The organism is Agrobacterium sp. DE0009 (assembly GCF_007680755.1).
Classification (GTDB): Bacteria; Pseudomonadota; Alphaproteobacteria; order Rhizobiales; family Rhizobiaceae; genus Agrobacterium; species Agrobacterium tumefaciens_B.
Genome location: NZ_VEIU01000002.1, coordinates 56145 through 74363, shown reverse-complemented (window position 1 = coordinate 74363; position 18219 = coordinate 56145). Strand labels below are relative to the sequence as shown.

At 59.4% G+C, this 18219-nt stretch carries 16 protein-coding genes and 1 pseudogene; 3 read left to right on the top strand and 14 right to left on the bottom strand.

Annotated features, from left to right (window positions below; all coding sequences use genetic code 11):
* Positions 1 to 86: 86 nt before the first annotated feature.
* From FS804_RS09820 to FS804_RS09800, 5 genes are all read right to left on the bottom strand, one after another.
* Positions 87 to 803, bottom strand: coding sequence for an ABC transporter ATP-binding protein (locus tag FS804_RS09820; protein ID WP_063946971.1), 717 nt, complete (start codon positions 801 to 803; stop codon positions 87 to 89).
* Complete coding sequence (locus FS804_RS09815) at positions 784 to 1548, bottom strand: ABC transporter ATP-binding protein (RefSeq protein WP_063946972.1); 765 nt, start codon at positions 1546 to 1548, stop codon at positions 784 to 786. Before FS804_RS09815 ends, FS804_RS09820 begins: the two co-directional genes overlap by 20 nt.
* Complete coding sequence (locus FS804_RS09810; RefSeq protein ID WP_144576441.1) at positions 1545 to 2552, bottom strand: branched-chain amino acid ABC transporter permease; 1008 nt, start codon at positions 2550 to 2552, stop codon at positions 1545 to 1547. The genes FS804_RS09815 and FS804_RS09810 overlap by 4 nt, the downstream gene beginning before the upstream one ends.
* Before the next feature lies 1 nt (position 2553).
* Complete coding sequence (locus FS804_RS09805; protein ID WP_063946974.1) at positions 2554 to 3417, bottom strand: branched-chain amino acid ABC transporter permease; 864 nt, start codon at positions 3415 to 3417, stop codon at positions 2554 to 2556.
* A gap of 91 nt (positions 3418 to 3508) precedes the next feature.
* The gene (locus FS804_RS09800) at positions 3509 to 4681 is read right to left on the bottom strand and encodes an ABC transporter substrate-binding protein (RefSeq protein WP_144576440.1); all 1173 of its coding nucleotides are present in this window, start codon (positions 4679 to 4681) and stop codon (positions 3509 to 3511) included.
* 289 nt (positions 4682 to 4970) lie between these two features.
* Between FS804_RS09800 and FS804_RS09795 the strand changes: the two genes are divergently transcribed.
* Complete coding sequence (locus FS804_RS09795; protein WP_144576439.1) at positions 4971 to 5345, top strand: hypothetical protein; 375 nt, start codon at positions 4971 to 4973, stop codon at positions 5343 to 5345.
* A gap of 27 nt (positions 5346 to 5372) precedes the next feature.
* Here FS804_RS09795 and FS804_RS09790 read toward each other — a convergent pair whose 3' ends face one another.
* The 5 genes from FS804_RS09790 to FS804_RS09770 form a co-directional block, all read right to left on the bottom strand.
* Positions 5373 to 7106, bottom strand: coding sequence for a M14 family metallopeptidase (locus tag FS804_RS09790; protein ID WP_144576438.1), 1734 nt, complete (start codon positions 7104 to 7106; stop codon positions 5373 to 5375).
* A gap of 4 nt (positions 7107 to 7110) precedes the next feature.
* On the bottom strand, positions 7111 to 7959 hold the full coding sequence (locus tag FS804_RS09785; RefSeq protein ID WP_144576437.1) for an ABC transporter permease: 849 nt from the start codon (positions 7957 to 7959) through the stop codon (positions 7111 to 7113).
* Positions 7960 to 7965: 6 nt separating this feature from the next.
* The gene (locus tag FS804_RS09780) at positions 7966 to 8889 is read right to left on the bottom strand and encodes an ABC transporter permease (protein WP_063946978.1); all 924 of its coding nucleotides are present in this window, start codon (positions 8887 to 8889) and stop codon (positions 7966 to 7968) included.
* A 77-nt stretch (positions 8890 to 8966) separates the two neighbouring features.
* Entirely contained in the window at positions 8967 to 10502 is a 1536-nt protein-coding gene (locus FS804_RS09775; protein WP_144576436.1) for an ABC transporter substrate-binding protein, read from the bottom strand.
* Positions 10503 to 10543: 41 nt separating this feature from the next.
* Positions 10544 to 12364, bottom strand: coding sequence for an ABC transporter ATP-binding protein (locus FS804_RS09770; RefSeq protein WP_144576435.1), 1821 nt, complete (start codon positions 12362 to 12364; stop codon positions 10544 to 10546).
* A 478-nt stretch (positions 12365 to 12842) separates the two neighbouring features.
* On the opposite strand from FS804_RS09770, the pseudogene FS804_RS09765 reads away from it, so the two are divergent.
* Positions 12843 to 13141 (top strand): annotated as a pseudogene (locus FS804_RS09765) (putative quinol monooxygenase).
* 63 nt (positions 13142 to 13204) lie between these two features.
* On the opposite strand, the gene FS804_RS09760 reads toward FS804_RS09765, so the two are convergent.
* Positions 13205 to 15106, bottom strand: coding sequence for a bifunctional sugar phosphate isomerase/epimerase/4-hydroxyphenylpyruvate dioxygenase family protein (locus FS804_RS09760; RefSeq protein WP_144576918.1), 1902 nt, complete (start codon positions 15104 to 15106; stop codon positions 13205 to 13207).
* Positions 15107 to 15230: 124 nt separating this feature from the next.
* On the opposite strand from FS804_RS09760, the gene FS804_RS09755 reads away from it, so the two are divergent.
* Positions 15231 to 15923 carry a TetR family transcriptional regulator gene (locus FS804_RS09755; protein WP_144576434.1) on the top strand — a complete coding sequence of 231 codons (693 nt, stop codon included), beginning with the start codon at positions 15231 to 15233 and terminating at the stop codon, positions 15921 to 15923.
* On the opposite strand, the gene aroQ is transcribed toward FS804_RS09755, so the two are convergent.
* The 3 genes from aroQ to FS804_RS09740 form a co-directional block, all read right to left on the bottom strand.
* Entirely contained in the window at positions 15898 to 16341 is a 444-nt protein-coding gene (gene aroQ / locus FS804_RS09750; protein ID WP_063946984.1) for a type II 3-dehydroquinate dehydratase, read from the bottom strand. The two genes, FS804_RS09755 and aroQ, sit on opposite strands and share 26 nt — an antisense overlap.
* On the bottom strand, positions 16338 to 17207 hold the full coding sequence (locus FS804_RS09745) for a shikimate dehydrogenase (RefSeq protein WP_144576433.1): 870 nt from the start codon (positions 17205 to 17207) through the stop codon (positions 16338 to 16340). The genes aroQ and FS804_RS09745 overlap by 4 nt, the downstream gene beginning before the upstream one ends.
* Before the next feature lie 72 nt (positions 17208 to 17279).
* Complete coding sequence (locus FS804_RS09740) at positions 17280 to 18038, bottom strand: amino acid ABC transporter ATP-binding protein (protein WP_063947049.1); 759 nt, start codon at positions 18036 to 18038, stop codon at positions 17280 to 17282.
* Between the last annotated feature and the right edge of the window lie 181 nt (positions 18039 to 18219).

The following is an 18219-nucleotide window of genomic DNA, read 5'->3' as shown; positions in this document are numbered from 1 at the left end:
CCTTGCGCACCGGACCGATGAACACGGTGATGAGACAACGGACTACGTGCCTGCTCGGCAGGGCACGGAAGCAAGAGACAAGCCGCTCAGTGCAGCCCACCCACGCCGAGATGGGTATCGATGAGCGCAGGGTTCTCAACAAGATCGCCTGATGGCCCGTTCCAGACGATACGGCCGCGTTCCATGATAATGGCGTGATCGGCAAAATCGATGGCCATCTGAATGCGCTGCTCGACGAGAAGAATGGTCATCTCGCCTGACTGGGCGAGTTTGGAAAAGGCGGCCATCAGCTCTTCGCAGATAACCGGCGCAAGACCCTCAAGTGGCTCGTCCAGGAGCAGCACGCGCGGCTGGCCAAGAATCGTTCTTGCTGTCGACAGCATCTGCTGCTCGCCGCCAGATAGCTGCGAACCGAGATTTCGGCGGCGCTCCTTCAGACGCGGAAACAGCGTGTAGGCTTCGTCGATCGCGGACTTTGGACGCCCCTTGAGGCCGACAAATAGATTTTCCTCGACAGTCAGCGTCGGGAAGACATCGCGTGTTTGCGGCACGTAACCGAGGCCAGCCTGTGCACGCGCGGCGCTCGGCAGGGTGGCAATATCCAGTCCGCCGATGCGGATATCGCCGGAAAAGCGCTTCGTCTGACCGGCCAGCGTGGCGAAGAGGCTTGTCTTGCCGACGCCGTTGCGGCCGAGCACGGCGAAACGCGAGCCTGATGGCACGGAAAGCGACATGCCCTCGATGACCTTTGTCGGGCCATAACCGGCCGTGAGGTTGACGATTTCAAGCGGCGCTGCGGGCATCGGCGTAACTTCCCAGATAGGCTTGGCGGACTTCCGCATTGCTGGTGACGTCTTCAGGCGAACCATCAAAGATCACCGCACCTGCAGCAAGCACCACCACACGTTTGGCAAAACGGAAGACCAGATCCATGTCGTGCTCGATCATCAGGATGGCGAGGTCTGCGGGCAGCCGGTCGAGCGCCTGTTCGATGCGCGCCGTTTCCGTGGAAGGCACGCCTGCGGCGGGCTCATCGAGCAGCAGGATTTTCGGGCGAAGTGCCATGGCAAGCGCAATCTCGATGAGCCTTTGCTGGCCGTAGGCAATCTCACGCACCCGGGTTTGCGAAAGGGCGAGGAGTCCGAGCGTCCCAAGAATATCGCGGGCTTCGCTCATGACCGAGGGCATGGCGCGGTAACGGCCGAAAATTCGACCCGTCTTGCCCTCACGCTGGAGGATGGCGAGCGCGACGTGTTCTTCCGGCGTCATATCCTGAAACAGACGGGTAACCTGGAAGGAACGCACGAGGCCGCGTTTGACCCGCTGGCTGGCGCTGAGGCCGGTGACGTCTTCCCCGGCAATGCGAACCGTGCCGGCTGACGGCTTGATATTGCCGGTGACGAGGTTGACGAAGGTCGTCTTGCCGGCACCATTGGGGCCGATCAGTACCGTGCGGTCGCCCGGCGAAAGCGACAGCGAGACATTGTTGGTGACGACGAGACCACCGAAATTTTTCTGGAGGCCAGAGACCTCGAAAATGGCGTTCATGTGCGGCCTCCCCGGATGCGAGCAATGATTTGCTCGCCTGCACCGTAAAGTCCACGCGGTGCAAAAAGCACCACGGCGATCAGCAGCAGGCCGACAATTGTGAGCCAGTGGAAGGGATTGGCCGCGGAAACGACATCCTCAAACCACATGAAGGTGACGGTTCCGATGAGTGCGCCGTAAAGGGAACCTGCGCCGCCCAGCACCAGCATGACCAGGCCCTCGGCAGAGAGCGTAAAGGAGAGGCTGTCGAGACCGACGACCTGTGTGGAAATGGCGTTGAGCGCGCCCCCGATGCCTGCGACGATTCCCGATATCACGAACATCTTCAAGATCGTACCGTTGACGGAGCCGCCCATGGCCTGGATGCGAATGCTGTCCTGCTTGACGCCGCGGCACAACATGCCGAAGGGAGAGTGAACCACGATCTTCAGAGCTACGAAGACGAGGAGCAAAAGACAAACGCCATAAATATAGGCGGTACGTCCAAAGAGATCGAAATCGAACGTGCCGAAAAGGGCGTCGGGAGAAATGCCCGAGAGGCCGTCGCTGCCGCCCGTCCAGCCTGATGCCTTGTTGGCCGCCTCGTGAAACAGATGGATGACGGCGATGGAAAGCACGAGCTGCGGCAGGCCATGGGCACGCAGCAACACGGCGCCGGATAAAAGACCGGAAATGCCGCCTGCGACGGCGCCGATCGCTGTCATGAGAAGCGGATCGGTGATTTCAAAATGCGCGGCTGCGATGCCGGCGGCATAGGCGCCCGCGCCGAACAGGGCCGCGTGTCCGAGCGTCGCGACACCGCAATAGCCGGTCACCAGATCGATCGAAAGCACCAGAAGTGCAATGGCGATGATACGGGTCAGGAGCGCCAGATTATCGGGAAACAGAAAATAGCCGATGGTGGCGGCAGCGATAATGAGCGCTGGTCCCACGAGCGCGCGCAGCGGCGAGCGTGCCGTGGAAGCTGCGGCAATTTCAGTCGCTTCGTTCATGAGCACCGCCATCTCATTTCGCCCTTCCAAGAAGGCCGCGCGGGAACAGCGTGATGATCACGATGACCGCCAGATAAAAGAAGAATTCGCCGTATTCGGGTGCAAGATACCGCCCGGTTGTGTCAATGGCGCCAAGCAGGAGGCACGCGATCAGCGCACCCGGAATGGAGCCTGCGCCGCCGACCGAAACCACCACGAGGAAGGTGACCATGTAGCGCAGCGCATAATAGGGTTCGACCGGCAGCAGCTCGGCCCCGATGACCCCGCCCATGGCGGCAAGGCCCACTGCGATGGCGAAGCTGACGGCATAGATGACCTCGGTGCGCACGCCGAGTGCCGCCGCCATGGCGGCGTTGTCGACCGCCGCCCGCAGCTTGATACCAAACGCGGTCTTTTCAAATGTGAACCAAAGCGCCCCGGCCACGGCGAGGCCGCAGGCAATTGCAAAGATGCGGTGGGTCGCGATGGTACGGAAACCGAGATCGGTCGGCCCCGCCAGCTGCGGCGGTAAGGGGATGGTCTTGAGCGTCGGCCCGAACACGAAGTTGGCGATGCCGATGATGCAGAAGGTAATGCCAATGGTCATCAGCACCTGCGTCAGCTCTGGCGCACCGTAGATGCGACGGTAGAGGAAACGCTCAAGCGGAATGGCGATGACGATGGTGCCGACGATGGCGACGAGGATCGCAACGGCATAACCAAGGCCAAGGCCATGGGCAGCGTAGGAAGCGAGATAGCCGCCGATCATGGCAAAGGCGCCATGCGCGAGGTTGACCACACGCATCAGCCCCATCGTGACGGAAAGTCCGATGGAGATGATGAACAGGACCATGCCATAGGCGAGCGCATCGATGAGGATGCTGAAAACCGTCTGCATACTGAAAGAGCTCCTCCCGTGCCACATACGCCCCTATGGGCTGGAGACGGGCCGCTACCGGCGGCCCGACAAGCTTGCTGGAAGCCTTGCTTTATTTCGCCGCCGCAAGGCCCGGATCGCCCTGCTTTTCGAAGGTCCGTGTTTCCTTGTTATAATAGGACCCATCATCCGCCTTGGCGACTTCACGCAGATAGATGTTTTGGGTGATATGCCGGCTTTCGGGATCGATGCTGACAGGGCCACGGGGACTTGTCCAGGACAGACCTTTCACGGCGTCGACCGCCTTCTCCGCATCCTGCTTTCCGCCGGTCGCTTCGATCATCTTGCTGATGACGTACATGCCGTCGTAAGCCCCGACCGACGTGAACGAGATGTCCTTCGGATTACCGATGGCCTTGCCGACAGCTTCGATGAAGGCCTTGTTTTCAGGCGAATCGTGCGAGACTGAATAATGGAAGGTCGTCTGCATCCCGAGCGCGGCTTCGCCGAGCGCTGGCAGATCTGGCTCCTGCGTAAGATCGCCGGGACCGAAAAGCTTGATGCCTGCCGATTTCAGGCCGTTGTCGTTAAATGCCTTGACGAAGCCAAGCGTCGTGGGGCCGGATGGCAAGAAGGCGAAGACGCCTTGCGCACCAGAATCCTTCGCGCGCTGCATGATTGGGCTGAAGTCGTTGGTGGCAAGTGGCATGCGAATGCTTTCCACCACTTCGCCCCCCGCTGCGGTGAATGCCGCTTTGAAGGCGTTTTCGGCGTCCACGCCAGGACCGTAGTCGGTGACAAGCGAAATCACCTTCTTCACACCACCATCAAACGCCACCTTCGCGATCGGGGTCGAGGTCTGCCACGTCGTAAAGGAAGTGCGCACGACGTAGGGGCTTTTGGTCACAATGGCGGAGGTTGCAGCGTTCATGACAACCATAGCAACGTTGCCCTGTTTCAAAAGCGGCGTCACAGCCATCGCATCGGGCGTGAACATGAAACCACCCAGATATTGCACGCCTTCCTTGACCACGAGTTCCTGTGCGAGCGCCTTGGATTGCGCGGGGTCCGGCTGCGGAACATCGCGGTAGACAACTTCGATCGTGTTATCGCCGATCTTGTTACCGTTCAGCGCAAGCCATGCATCGATGCCCGCCTTGAAATTTTTGCCGTGGATTGCGAAGGGACCCGACATCGGCCCAATGACACCGACCTTGATCGTGTCTGCCGCGGCGACGGAACTGAAAAGAGTGGCCGCGAGCGCGGCGATAATCGGCAACTTCATGATTTCCTCCCAAGCGGCCCTTGGCTCCCATCCACTGGCCCAGCCTGCAGAGTGAGGAGTGTAGTCGCTGATGTAAAATGAATTAAGGGGGAAAATAGATAACCTGATGGTTATCAATAAGCCGTCGCTTGGCGTTATTCGCGTTTAGGACTTCAGAGCGCGGCCGCGTCGCAAACCAGCTGAGGCCGCAGCCTGACCCCTCGCTGGGTGCAACCCACGCTTTAACGAGTTCTAAGGGGATTTTCGGTAGTGTCCCAAAGCATATTTTTGAACTTTATTCGGTGTCTTGATGGGCGAATATCAGAACAAAGCTGTCGAGCTGATGCGGACGCTCGTCGGGGAAAAGATGCTCAACAATAAAGTGGAGCGACGGGAAGAGTTTCTGCGCAAGGCGCTCACCCTGTATCACGTCATGGGCGGAACGGTAGAAGACCTACAAGCTGCGGCAAAGGACATGGGGATTAAGCCAGCCCTAAGCATCGATGTCGCGGTTGGCGATGTCATGCACAATCTGGCGGCCATCGGCCATGTCGCCGATCTCGATATCATTCAAGCCGGTTACAACAAGCTCGACGCTGCTAATCTTCACATTCTCAGCAAGGGCAAGAAGTTGCTTGAGAAGCAGCGGGATCAGAAGCTCGCTGCCGCGAATCCGGCGAAATGAGCCGCCCACTGCGGGGCGGCTGAGAATTCAGGCGGTTTCGGCGGACATAATCTCCTGCCAGGCATCATAGGCCGATAGAACCGTTTCCATTTGCGCCGTGTGGCCGGTGATGAAATCGTCGCCGTAGATGGTCTCATCTGGATATTCCGTGATCAGCGTCATCGGCACGGTGTGGCGGTCGTCGATGGACGACAGACAAGGGAAGCCGTTGATGATGCGGAAACCGGTTTCGCCGGCGTGGGTCTCATAAAGCGCGATCTGGCGGTTATTGTAGTCGAGCAGGCCGGGAATGGCGCCGAGATGACGGGTTACCCTGTCGAGCAGGGCTTCGGCCTGCCTTTCCCAGTCCGCATGGTGGCGGATGATGAGGAAGAAACCCTTCGGCAGCGTCCACATGGCGAAATTGCGCGGCACGTAACCGGATAGTGGTCTGGTCCATTCATGCGAAGGATAACCGTGCAGGTTCACATGCAGCTTCGCGCCGCTTATCTCCTGCGCCTTGAAGCGGATTTCCTTCTCGTTCAGGTGGCTGCCTGAATTTTCCGGCGTGCGATATTCGAGATCATCACCGAGTGCCGTGTAGCGCGCGGCATGGTGCATATGGCGGGGATTATCGACGCGAAGGCGCTGGTGCAGGGCATAACCGTCAGGGTTTTCCAGCGGAGAAATCGTGAAATGCGCGCCCTCGCGTGCGACGAGTTTGCGGGCCGCGCGAATCGCGCCGACGACGCCTGTGGTTTCGTTCGGATGCTGGCCACCGCTGATCATCACGGCAGCATCGCTGCCGGCAAAATATCGGGCGGCAAGGGTGCGACCGGAGCGGGAACGTGCCTCGAAAGCCTCGCCGCCGATGCCTGAGAGCAGTTTTGCGATCTGGCCCGCAGCGATCGGTTCGCGTGCCTCATCGATCAGCTGTTCGCCACCGTCAAGAAAGGCTGTGGTGAGCGGACGTGTCTCGATGCGAACGGAGACCTCGCCTTCACTTTTCACGATTTCCGGTACGATCTGGCCCGGTTTCAGGCCCCTGTCACCCAATGGACGGCCAGACTTCTTCTGGAAGAACTCCAGCAGCGAGAAGTAAAAATCCTCATGCAGCGCTTCGCGCAAGCTGATCACTTCGTCGCCGATCGGCAGGGCCATTTCCTCGGCAGGATGAGCGACGCGGATGTTCAGTTCTTCGAAATAAGGCTCGTCATTACCCCAGCCATGATTGGCGACGGCATGAATTGCTGCTTCGAAAAGTTGTTCGTATTCCGTCTCCAGCCGCTCGCCCGAGGCATCACCGGCAAGCCGGAACCAGCCGGTGGGGGAGACATTGGTTTCACCCACGATATCGGTATGGACCCGGTTTGGAGCGAGAACCTTGAGAGTTTCCGTTTTGCCGTTGCGGCTTAGCGTAACGTCATAATGGAAGGCATCGTCCTTACGGGCGATGAAATCCAGCTTCGCATCGCCTACCAGCGCCGCCAGCGGATAGGCCTCCAGCCGGAATCGGTTGGCGGGGGCGTTTTCGTGCACCGGGTAACGCACCTCGATGGCGTCGACGCCATCGAAATTGATCTCTTCCAGAAAGGTGAAGAGAAGCGGCTTGTAGGCGCTGCGGATGCGGGCGCAGACGCCTTTTTTCTTCAGCCTCTCTTCGGTCTCGCGGCGGCTTTTGGCGTCATCGAAGGTCCATACCTCGAAGGACTGGCCGGGCTCGGCGCGGGCGATCAAGGTATCCAGAGTGCGCGCGAAAGTCTGGTCGAAAATCTGGCTCATCTGGTTACCTCGAGGTTCTGCCTGTCGGGTCGAGGCTGTCGCGCAGCCAGTCGCCGAGAAGGTTAAGGCCAAGCACGGTGAGAAGGATAGCAAGGCCTGGAAAGACGCTGACCCACCATGCCGTCTGCAGATAGGTACGCCCATCCGCCAGCATGCCGCCCCAGCTTGGAATTGTCGGATCAACGCCGAGACCAAGGAAGGTGAGGCTGCTTTCCAGCAGGATGTTGTTGGCGACATTCAGCGTCATCAGCACGATGACGGGGCCGATGAGGTTCGGCAGCAGGTGCTGAAGGATGATGCGCCAGTCTTTCACGCCAATAGCGCGGGCGGAAAGGATGAATTCCCGCTCCCGCAGCGTCAGTACCGAGCCGCGCACGAGGCGGGCATATTGCACCCATTGCGAGACGATCAGGAGGATGATGGTGTTGGTGAGGCTGCCGCCGACAATGGCGATAAAGGTGATGGCAAGCAGGATGAAGGGCATGGCGAGCTGGATATCGGCAAAGCGCATGACCAGCATATCCCAGAAGCCGCGATAATAACCGGCAACAAGTCCGACAGCGACGCCGAAGATGACAGCACCGATGACCGAGGTGAAACCGACCAGCAGCGAAATCTTGCCGCCGGCGACAACGCGGGCGAGCACATCACGCCCGAGCGGATCGGTGCCGAGAGGATGGGCGGCATTGGCGAAGGGTTTGGCAAGGCGCGCCATCAGGTCGATCTTGTCGGCCCCGCCCGGAAACAGCACGTCGGAAAAGAGGACGGCGAGGCAGATGATTGTCGTCAGTGACGCGCCGAGGACGAATTCGAGATTGGTGAAGCGCGCGAGACGCGAGGTTTTGGCAGCCATCGTCACTTACTCCGTGCGGATGCGCGGATCGACAAGCCCGTAGGCGATATCGACCAGAAGGTTGATGCCGACGATCATCAGCGACAGCACGGTGATGACGGCCTGGAGCACAGGATAATCACGCGCACCGACGGCATCGAAGGCGAGCGTTCCGAGGCCCGGCCAGTTGAAGACGCGCTCGATGACGACGATGCCGCCGAGCAGCCCGCCGAATTGCAGGCCGAAATAGGTGATGAGCGGAATGGCACAGTTGCGCAGCGCGTGTTTGTAGAGAACCTTGCTTTCGCTCAGCCCCTTGGCGCGCGCCACCATGACATATTGCGAGCGCAGCGTATCGAGCATGGCGGTACGCACAAGGCGGACATTGGTGGCGGTGAGGATGACGCCCATGGTGACCGCGGGCATGATGTAGCTCGCAAAACCACCCATGCCGCTGGGCGGCAGCCAGCCGAGCGTGATGGAGAACAGGAGCACGAGCATCGTGGCCAGCCAGAAATTCGGGAAGGACAGACCGATGAGCGAGAAGATGCGGATCACCTGATCGGCCGTCTTGCCGCGCGAGGTCGCCGCCTTGATGCCGAGCGGAATGGAAAGCGCAATTGACACCGCCATGGAGATGAAGGCGAGAAGCAGCGTTGCGGGCAGGGCATCGGCAATGAGGCGCGAGACCGGCGTGCTGCCGGTGAAGCTGCGGCCGAAATCCAGCGTCACGAGACCCTTCAGGAAGCTCAAATATTGCACGAAGAAGGGCCGGTCGGTTCCGAGCGCCGCACGGATGCGCGCCAGATCATCTTCCGTCATGCTGCCGCCGCCCTGGAACATGGTGACGGCGGGGTCACCCGTTAGGCGGATGGCGAAGGAAACGAGAAGGGTGATGGCTATGACGACAAAAATCGCCTGCAGCAATCGCTTGATGAGGAAACCGGCCACGTTTTTTACCTTGAAGAGAGACCCGGCCTTGCCCGCGTCGCGGCGGGCAAGGTGTGTTGATCAGAAAACCAGCCTGATTATTCGACGGTGACGTCGGTCAGCTTCAGACGGTTATCCGGCGGTGCGACGAAACCCTTGACCCGCTTGTTGATGCCGTAAATGGCATTGGTGTTGTAAAGCGGGATTTCGAGCGCGCGTTCGGCGGTATAGCTGCCGATTTCCTTGAGGATTTTTTCGCGCTCGGCACGGTCGGTCAGCGGACGCTGGGATTCCAGCAGCTTGTCCAGCTTTTCGTCCTTGTCATAGGGGTTCCACTTTTCACCCGAGTGATACATGGAGTAGGCGGTGTTGTCGTAATCGAAGGTCCAGCCGCCCCATTTCTGCTGGAACATCGCGCCGGTCTTGCCCTGCGGGATGATGTCGTTCAAGAGAACGTTGGTCTCATAGGGCTTGATGGTGGCGGTGATGCCGACCATGGACAGATAGCTGGAAATGACCTGCGCCACCTCGTTCATCGTCGCGTCATTGCCGCGGATGTCGATCTGCAACGCCGCACCCGGCTTGACGCCGGCTTCCGCGAGCAGCTTTTTCGCGCCTTCCGGATCGTAAGGCAGCGGCTTCAGATCGGCATCGTAACCGAAGGACAGTGCACTCTGGAAGCTGGCGATTTCCGAGGCCTGACCGGCAAGGATCGACTTGACGATGGTGCCACGGTCGACCGCCATGATGATGGCCTTGCGCACCTTCGGATCGGCGGTAATGCCGTCACGGGTGTTGAAACGCAGCGCATCGACCGTCGGGCCGGGAACGCTGACGATCTGAAGCTTGGAATCGCCTTCAATGACCGGGATCATGCCGATCGGTATGGTGGGCGGAATGACGAGATCGACGCGACCGGCCTGCAATTCGGCAACGGCGGTCGCTGGCTCGGAGATGAAGCGGTATTCCAGTTCGGAAAGCTTCGGTGCACCGCCCCAGTAATCCGGGTTGGCTTCCAGCTTGATGTTGGTCTTCGGCGCATAGGAGACGAATTTGAATGCGCCGGTGCCAACGGGGTTAAGGTTGAAATTGTCCTCGCCCTTTTCCTGAATGTATTTCGGCGGCACGATCATGCCGCCATAACCGGCAAGCTTGGTCAGAAGCACGGGATCCGGCGCCTTCAGCTTCATGTCGACGGTGTAATCGTCGATGACATCAACGCTTTCGATGGCGACATAGTTAGAGCGCTGCGGTCCCTTGGCGCCCTGTTCGCCGAGGAGGCGCTCGAAGGTAAACTTGACGGCGGCGGCGTTGAAGGGCTCGCCATTGTGGAACTTGACGTTCTGGCGCAGCTTGAAGCGGATGCGCTTGCCCTCATCCAGCTCTTCCCAGGATTCGGCAAGGCCGGGCACAAGTTTCAGATCCGGGCCGCGATAGGTGAGGCCATCGAAGATGTTGGTGGCGACAGCTGCCCATTGCACGAGGAAGGTGTCGATCGGATCCCAGCTGCCCGGATCCTGCGGGCTGGAAATGGTCATCTTGCCGGCGGCAAAAGCCGGTGCGGCGGTCAAGGCCGTTGCGGCCATGGCAAGTGCGACGAACGTTGTCGTCATCCCCTTCTTTATCATTGTCATCTACCTGTTCCTCTTCAGATGGTTGTGGTTCTGGTTGTTGCTCAGGCGCTCTTCGCGATGAAGTGGCCCGGATTGATTTCCTCGTGAGCGAGAATGGCTGGCTCATCGCCGACACGGCGCACCGGATTGGGTATTTCGCCCTCGATCATGGCGATGCGGCGCTCGATGGTTGGATCGGCAACCGGCACAGCTGAAAGCAGGCGGCGCGTATAATCATGCGTCGGCGTTTCGAAGACCTGGCGGCGGCTGCCCATTTCCATGATCTGGCCAAGATAAAGCACGGCGACGCGATGGCTCATCTTTTCCACGACCGCCATGTCATGGCTGATGAAGAGATAGGCGAGGCCACGCTCGGCCTGCAAATCCATGAACAGATTGATGATCTGCGCCTGAATGGAAACATCAAGCGCCGACAGAGCCTCGTCGGCAATGATCAGCTTCGGATCCGAGGCAAGCGCGCGGGCAATGCAGACGCGCTGGCGCTGACCGCCGGAAAACTCGTGCGGATAGCGTGCGGCGTGCTCGGAGGAGAGACCCACACGCTCCAGCAATTCATCCACCCGCCGCTTTACCGCCTTCTGATCATTGATCAAACCATGGGTGTTGATCGGCTCGGCAATGGAAAAACCGACCGTCTTGCGCGGATCGAGCGAGGCGAAGGGGTCCTGGAAGATATATTGCACCTCCTGACGCATGCGGAAGCGTTCCGCCGCCGACATCTGCGCAAAGCTGCGGCCGTTGAAGGTTATTTCGCCCGAGATGGCCGACTGCAACTGCTGAATGGTGCGGCCGATGGTGGATTTGCCGGAACCGGATTCGCCCACCAGCGCCAGCGTTTCGCCGGGATGAATATCGAAGCTGACCTTCTGCACGGCGCTGAGGCGGTGCGTTGCCTTGCCGAACAGGTTCTTGCGGATATCGAAGCGCACGAACAGGTCCTTGACCGAGAGCAGCGGCTTTTCACCAGATTTCACGGTGTTTTGGACACGTTCCTCTCCGATTACGATCGGCTGGCCATCCTGTAGGACGGTAAGCGGCAGGCGTTTCGGGTATTCTTCGCCTTCCATACTGCCGAGGCGCGGAACGGCGGAAAGCAGGGCGCGCGTGTAAGGGTGCTGTGGGTTGGCGAAGATATCCTTCACCGGCCCTTCCTCAACCTTCTTGCCCTTCCACATGACGACCACTTCATCGGCCATTTCCGCCACCACGCCCATGTCATGGGTGATGAAGACCATGCCCATGCCGAGCTTCTTTTGCAGGTCGCGCATGATGTTGAGGATTTGCGCCTGAATGGTCACGTCAAGAGCCGTCGTCGGCTCGTCAGCGATCAGCAGCTTCGGCCGGCAGGCGAGCGCCATGGCGATCATCACACGCTGACGCATACCGCCGGAAAGCTGGTGCGGGTATCGCTTCAGAAGTTCGGCTGCATCGGGCAGGCGCACCATTTCGAGCAGCTTCTGTGCTTCTGCCATCGCTGCCTGCTTGCTCATCTTCTCATGCAGGACAAGCACTTCGCAGATCTGGTCGCCGATGGTGAACACAGGGTTGAGCGAGGTCATCGGCTCCTGGAAGATCATGGCGATCTCCTTGCCGCGGATCGAGCGCATCTCTTTCTGAGAGACCTTCAGCAAGTCCCTGCCTTCAAACATGATTTTGCCGGTGGGGTAGGTCGCGCCCATCATGTCCGCAAGGCGCATGGTGGAGAGCGACGTGACCGACTTTCCCGAACCGGATTCGCCGACGATCGCCACCGTACGGCCAGGCTCGACGCGAAAGGAAATATCGTCCACGACGCGGCTGTTGCCAAACTCGACGCTCAGGCCTTCGACGGAGAGGAGGGCGTTTGCGTATGCGGCAGTCATGGCAGTTTCTCCGGCGTGGCTTGCGCCGGTGAAAGGGCGCGGTGGTCTGGAAAAAGAAAAGAGTGATGGTCAGGCGAGCTTCGCGCAACGCCGGGCGGAAATGTCGAAAATGTCGGGTGAGATCGCATCTTTAGGATGTTTTTTCACAGAGGGCCGTACGACAAGCGATGCCCCGGATTAGTAGCCGCACTACTCCCGCAGCCGTGCCTTTTACATCGATGGCCACCGCCCGACGCGAAACGCCGGACGCCAATTCGACAATGCGCATGAAACCTTATTCTCCCCACCTTTGTTTTATAGAAAAAAGCTAACAAAACAGAACAATCATGTCCATAGTGTTGAACAATTTTTGTGTACTGCTCTACAAATGCGCAAATGCACCGATTTTGAACCCGTGATCCTGCATAATGCTGCGCAAAGAGGCGCGTATTCCGCCTTGGTGTCACTAAAACGCTGAGAAGAATGAAGAGGAAAGGGAATGCCTAGCGTGAACAATAGTGCAGGCGCAGTTAGGCTGAGGGGCTTTCTACGATGCTTGTCCAGGGATGATGTCGAACTGGTCCGGCGCCACCTGAACATCTTCGTCTGACGTGAGAGGAACCCGGCTGCATTTCCTTTGAGGTATCCGAGACAGACGATCCCCTGATCTGGCGGGTTGAGGAGCTTTTTGCTGATCGTGCCGCCTTTGATTTTCATCAGCGGCGGACGCGGGCGTCGGAGTGGTTTATGGCGACCTGTGCCATTCCACGCGATTACGAGATAACGACATTGGAATAAATGAGAACAGGCCGCAGCGACATTCCTGCCCGCTGCGGCCTGTTCGGATTTCGCTGCCGAGACTTATTCCCTCGGCATGCCGACGGGCGGCGCAAGGCGTCGTTGCGCGGCGATGCGGAAGGGGGCGTTCATGGCGCCATAGCCGCCGTAGGCACCACGCCTTTCGACGATCTCGAAGAAGAAGCCTTCGCCGAAGGTGCGGCTGTAAATCTGGAAGTATTCACCATTGTCGTCGCGGTCATAAAGGATGCTTGCCGCTCTGAGCGCATCGGAAAATTCCGGTTCCAGACCGAAACGGGCCTCCAGATCGTCGTAATAATTGCGCGAGATCGGCAGGGCCTGAAAACCGCGCGCCTGCATCGTCTTGGCCGTCGCGAAAATATCGTTGGTGGCGAAGGCGATGTGCTGGATGCTGGTGCCGAAACCTTCAGCCAGGAATTTGCCGGCGAAGGTCTTGCGATTGTCGGCACCGTTCATGGTCAGGCGGAAATGCGGCGAGGGTACGCTTTCAATCGCCTGACTGCGCACCAGCCCGCCCGGATCGACCACATCGATCATCGGTGTCCGGCGGGAGGAAAACAGCGAGGTGTAAAACAGGAGCCAGGTCAGCATTTCATCATAATGCGTTGTTTGCGCGAGATGATCGATACGCGTCAGGCCGGCATCGCTGCCCGTCTTGTGCCCCTGTGTCGGCACGAATTCCGTGTCCCAGATAGAGGCGAGCGCCGGCGAAGCATCGAGGAAATAGATGACGCCGTTGCCCACGCCCTGAATGGCGGGAACGGCGACTTCGCCAGATCTGCGCGGTTCGGCAAAGGTCGGGGCCCCCAGCGCTTCTGCCCGCGCCAGTGCCGCTTGGGCATCATCGACCTTCAACCCGAAGGCATAGGCATTCGTGCCGTGGATCGAATAGGAGGCGCCGGCGAAGCTGTCGCCGTCATCGCTGGTATTGATGACGATGCGGATGTCGCCCTGCGTATGGAGATCGACCGCGCGGTTGCGGTGCTGCGCCGATTTCTCAAAGCCGAGCGTGGCAAGCAACGCTTCCAGATTGGCCTTTTCCTCCGGCGCCGTGGTGAATTCGACGAATTCGACGCCCTGCGTGTTAACCCGTTCCGGCATCGCTGGTACGTCGATGCGGATATCGGGTTCGAGACGCCGCACCTGGTCCATGAGGTTGATCAGCGAGCGGTGACCATCTTCGGCAAGTAGCCGGGCCGAGCCGCCACGGAACTGGTCGTTGAAGATTTCGAGCGAAAGCGGCCCGCTATAGCCGGTTGCCGCCACAGCCCGCATGAAATCCACGACAGGTAGATCGCCTTCGCCCGGCATGTTGCGGAAATGGCGGCTCCAGTAGAGCAGGTCCATGTCGATCAGCGGCGCATCGGCCAGCTGCACGATGAAGATCTTGTCGCCGGGAATGGAACGGATCGAATTGGGATCGATCTTGCGCGACAGCGTGTGAAAACTGTCAAGAATGATACCGACATTGGCGTGGTCGGCACGGCGCACCACCTCCCAGGCATCACGGTGGTCGCTGATATGGCGGCCCCAGGCCAGCGCCTCGTAACCGACGCGCACGCCATGTTTTGCGGCAAGCTCTCCCAGCTGATGGAAATCGGCGGCGGCCCGGTCGATGCCGCCGAGCGAGACCGGCGACACATTCGAGCAGATCAACATCAGATCGGTGCCGAGTTCGCCCATGATGTCGAATTTGCGTTGAGCGCGCTCAAAGGCGCGAGCGCGGTGCGGCTCCGGCATGCCCTCGAAGTCGCGGAAGGGCTGAAAAAGGGTAATCTCAAGGCCGTGATCGGCGGCCAGCGCCTTCACCTCGCGCGGCGAAGCATCGTAGGTCAGGAAATCGTTTTCGAAAATCTCAACGCCCGAAAAGCCCGCCTTGGCAATCGCCGCTAGTTTTTCGGGGAATTCGCCACTGATCGATACGGTTGCAATGGATGTGCGCATTGGCATGCCGTGTCTTCCTGTGTCATAGCTCGCCATATTGCCTTCCTTTTCAGCCTTATGTACTGATTGGTTAATAATAGGGGCGTGGGCGGGAACCGCAAGCCCAAGGGTGGATTGATCGACCATGACGAAAACCGCGACTTCCAAAGGCGCAGCAGAGACCCGCCCGGCGAAACGGGACCCGGAGGGTGTGCGGCGCGATATTCTGTCCGTGGCGATGGAAGAATTTTCGCAAAACGGTCTGTCGGGAGCGCGGATCGATGAGATCGCCGCGCGCACGCGCACGTCCAAGCGCATGATCTATTATTACTTCACCGACAAGGAGAGCCTTTACCAGCATGTGCTGCAGGAGGCCTATTCCAAGATTCGTGGTGGTGAAAGCGATCTGCAACTGGACGATCTGGAGCCCGTGGCGGCACTCGACAAGCTCTGTCGGTTCACCTTCGATCACCACCGGCGTAATCCGGCTTTTATCCGCATGGTGATGATTGAGAATATCCATCACGGTCGGCACATGCAGTCGTCGGAAACGATCCGCCAGCTCAACCGCCCGGCCATCGATGCGCTGGAAAGCGTTCTGTTGCGTGGCCAGAAGAGCGGTGTATTCCGGCAGGGCATCGATCCACTGGAGCTGCACTGGCAGATCAGCGCGCTGTCGTTTTTCAACGTTTCCAACGCCGCGACTTTCTCTTTTATCTTTGGCGACAGCCTCTTTACCGATGACGGTCAGGAGACATTGTCGCGGCACGCCAGCGACATGGTGCTGCGTTATGTGCTGGCGCCCGCCCATCTCACGAAGATCGTGAAAGACGCTTGATAAGGTGGCTGAGAGCCACCTCGTATCCTTCGATCCCCAATCCAGCGATCACGCCCTCTGCACGGGGCGAAATATAGGAGTGGTGCCGGAAGGCCTCGCGCTTGTGAATGTTCGAGATGTGCACCTCGATGACGGGAGCCTCGAAGGTATTCAAGGCATCGAGGATTGCAACAGACGTGTGTGTGAACGCGCCGGGATTGATGACGATGCCCGCGGACTTGCCGCGGGCTTCATGGATCCAGTCGATGATCTCATATTCCCGGTTGCTCTGGGCAAAAAACAGCGTGTGGCCGGCAGCGTCGGCGATGGCGCGGCAGTTTGCTTCGACGTCGGCAAGCGTTTCATAGCCATAGATTTCCGGCTGGCGCTGGCCAAGCAGGTTAAGATTGGGACCGTTGAGGATCGTGAAGAGGCTCATGCTACGCCCTCCGCCATGCATAGTTCGGTAAAATGCGCCGTCATGCGCTCGGCGTCCGGCTCGCGCCCGCAGAAGAGCCGGAAGGCGCCAACGGCCTGGAACACGGTCATGCCGCCGCCTGGCAAGGTGCGGCAACCCTTCTGCGCCGCGGTTGCCAAAAGCGCTGTTACGAGCGGCATGTAGACAATGTCGGCCACCCAATGCCGCTGTTCGATGAGATCAGCGTCAACCGGCATGCCGGGGTGGGCGGGCATGCCCATCGGGGTTGCGTGGATCAGGCCATCTGCATAGGGCAGGGACACTTCCGGGTCCTTCACCGCAAAGGCGCGGCCCTCACCAAAACGGCCGTTGAGATCCTGGGCCAGGCGCTCAGCCCTTGCCATATCCCGATCAAAAATATCAACACGAGCAATGTCGAGCTTCAGCGCCGCGTGTGCGACGGCGACCCCCGCGCCACCTGCGCCGACCAACAGTGCCCGATCGCGCTTCGCATCCGGCAGGCCACGGACAAAGCTTTCGTGAAAGCCATACCAGTCCGTATTGTGGCCGATCCGTCGTCCGTCGCGGAAGACCACCGTATTGACGGCTCCCAGCATCCGGGCATCGTCCGACAGTTCGTGCAGATGCGCGATGACCGCCTGCTTGAACGGATGGGTAATGTTTGTGCCGGCAAACCCGCGTGCTTCGAGCTCGGAAAGAAGCTCCGGAAGCGCCGTTTCCGGCAGTTTGCGGGCGGCGACATCCACAAGCTCATAGGAATAATCGAGACCATGGGCCGTCCCCTCGCGCATATGCAGAGCAGGCGATTTCGATAGCTGGATGTCGGCGCCTATTAGGCCGACCTTGAAGGATGTTTTTTCTGTCATGATCAGGTGTCGCTCATCGGACGGTGTGGGAGAGGCGGGACGGTGCCCGCCCGCCTTAAGAGCGCGCGAACCTCAGTGGTGTGCGAGAATTTCGCCGAGGAACGTGCGCGTACGCTGGTGCTTGGGGTCGCGGAAAAATTCGTCCGGCGGACCTTCTTCGATGATCTCGCCTTCCGACATGAAGATCACTCTATCGGCAACCTGCCGGGCGAAACCCATTTCATGGGTCACGCAGATCATCGTCATGCCGTCGCGGGCAAGACCGATCATGGTGTCGAGCACTTCTTTGACCATTTCCGGATCGAGCGCCGACGTTGGCTCATCAAACAGCATGGCCTTCGGTTCCATGCACAGCGCACGCGCGATCGCCGCACGCTGCTGCTGGCCACCGGACAGCTGGGCCGGGTATTTGTCTGCCTGATTGAGAATCCGTACGCGTTCCAGATATTTGCGCGCCGTCGCCTCTGCGTCGGCTTTCGAGACGCCCTTCACCCGCATCGGGGCAAGCGTACAGTTTTCCATGATGGTCTTGTGCGGGAAAAGATTAAAGCTCTGGAAGACCATCCCCACCTCGCGACGCACCGCATCGATGGCACGGCTCGAATCCGAGAGCGTTGTGCCCTCCACCGTGATCTTGCCTTCCTGGATTTCTTCCAGGTGATTGATGCAGCGGATGAGCGTTGATTTTCCCGAGCCGGACGGTCCGCAGAGAACGATCTTCTCGCCTTTGCGAACTGTCATGTTGACGTTTTTCAGCGCGTGGAAGGCTCCATACCACTTTCCAACCCCTTCGAGGGCGATCAGCGGAGCCTGTTCGGCAGATTGCGACATGGAGCTTTCCTTCATGCTAACCAGGAGTTTCAATTGACGGCACAGGGGGCGTCTTCTTCAGTGATCAAGGACTTTCGCCCGAAGGCGGCAGGATTGGCAGGAGGGCTGCCAATCCGACGGCAAGTGCCGTGACCGATGCCGTCTTGTGTCTGAAGATTCGCATCGGTTTCCCGATTTTTCG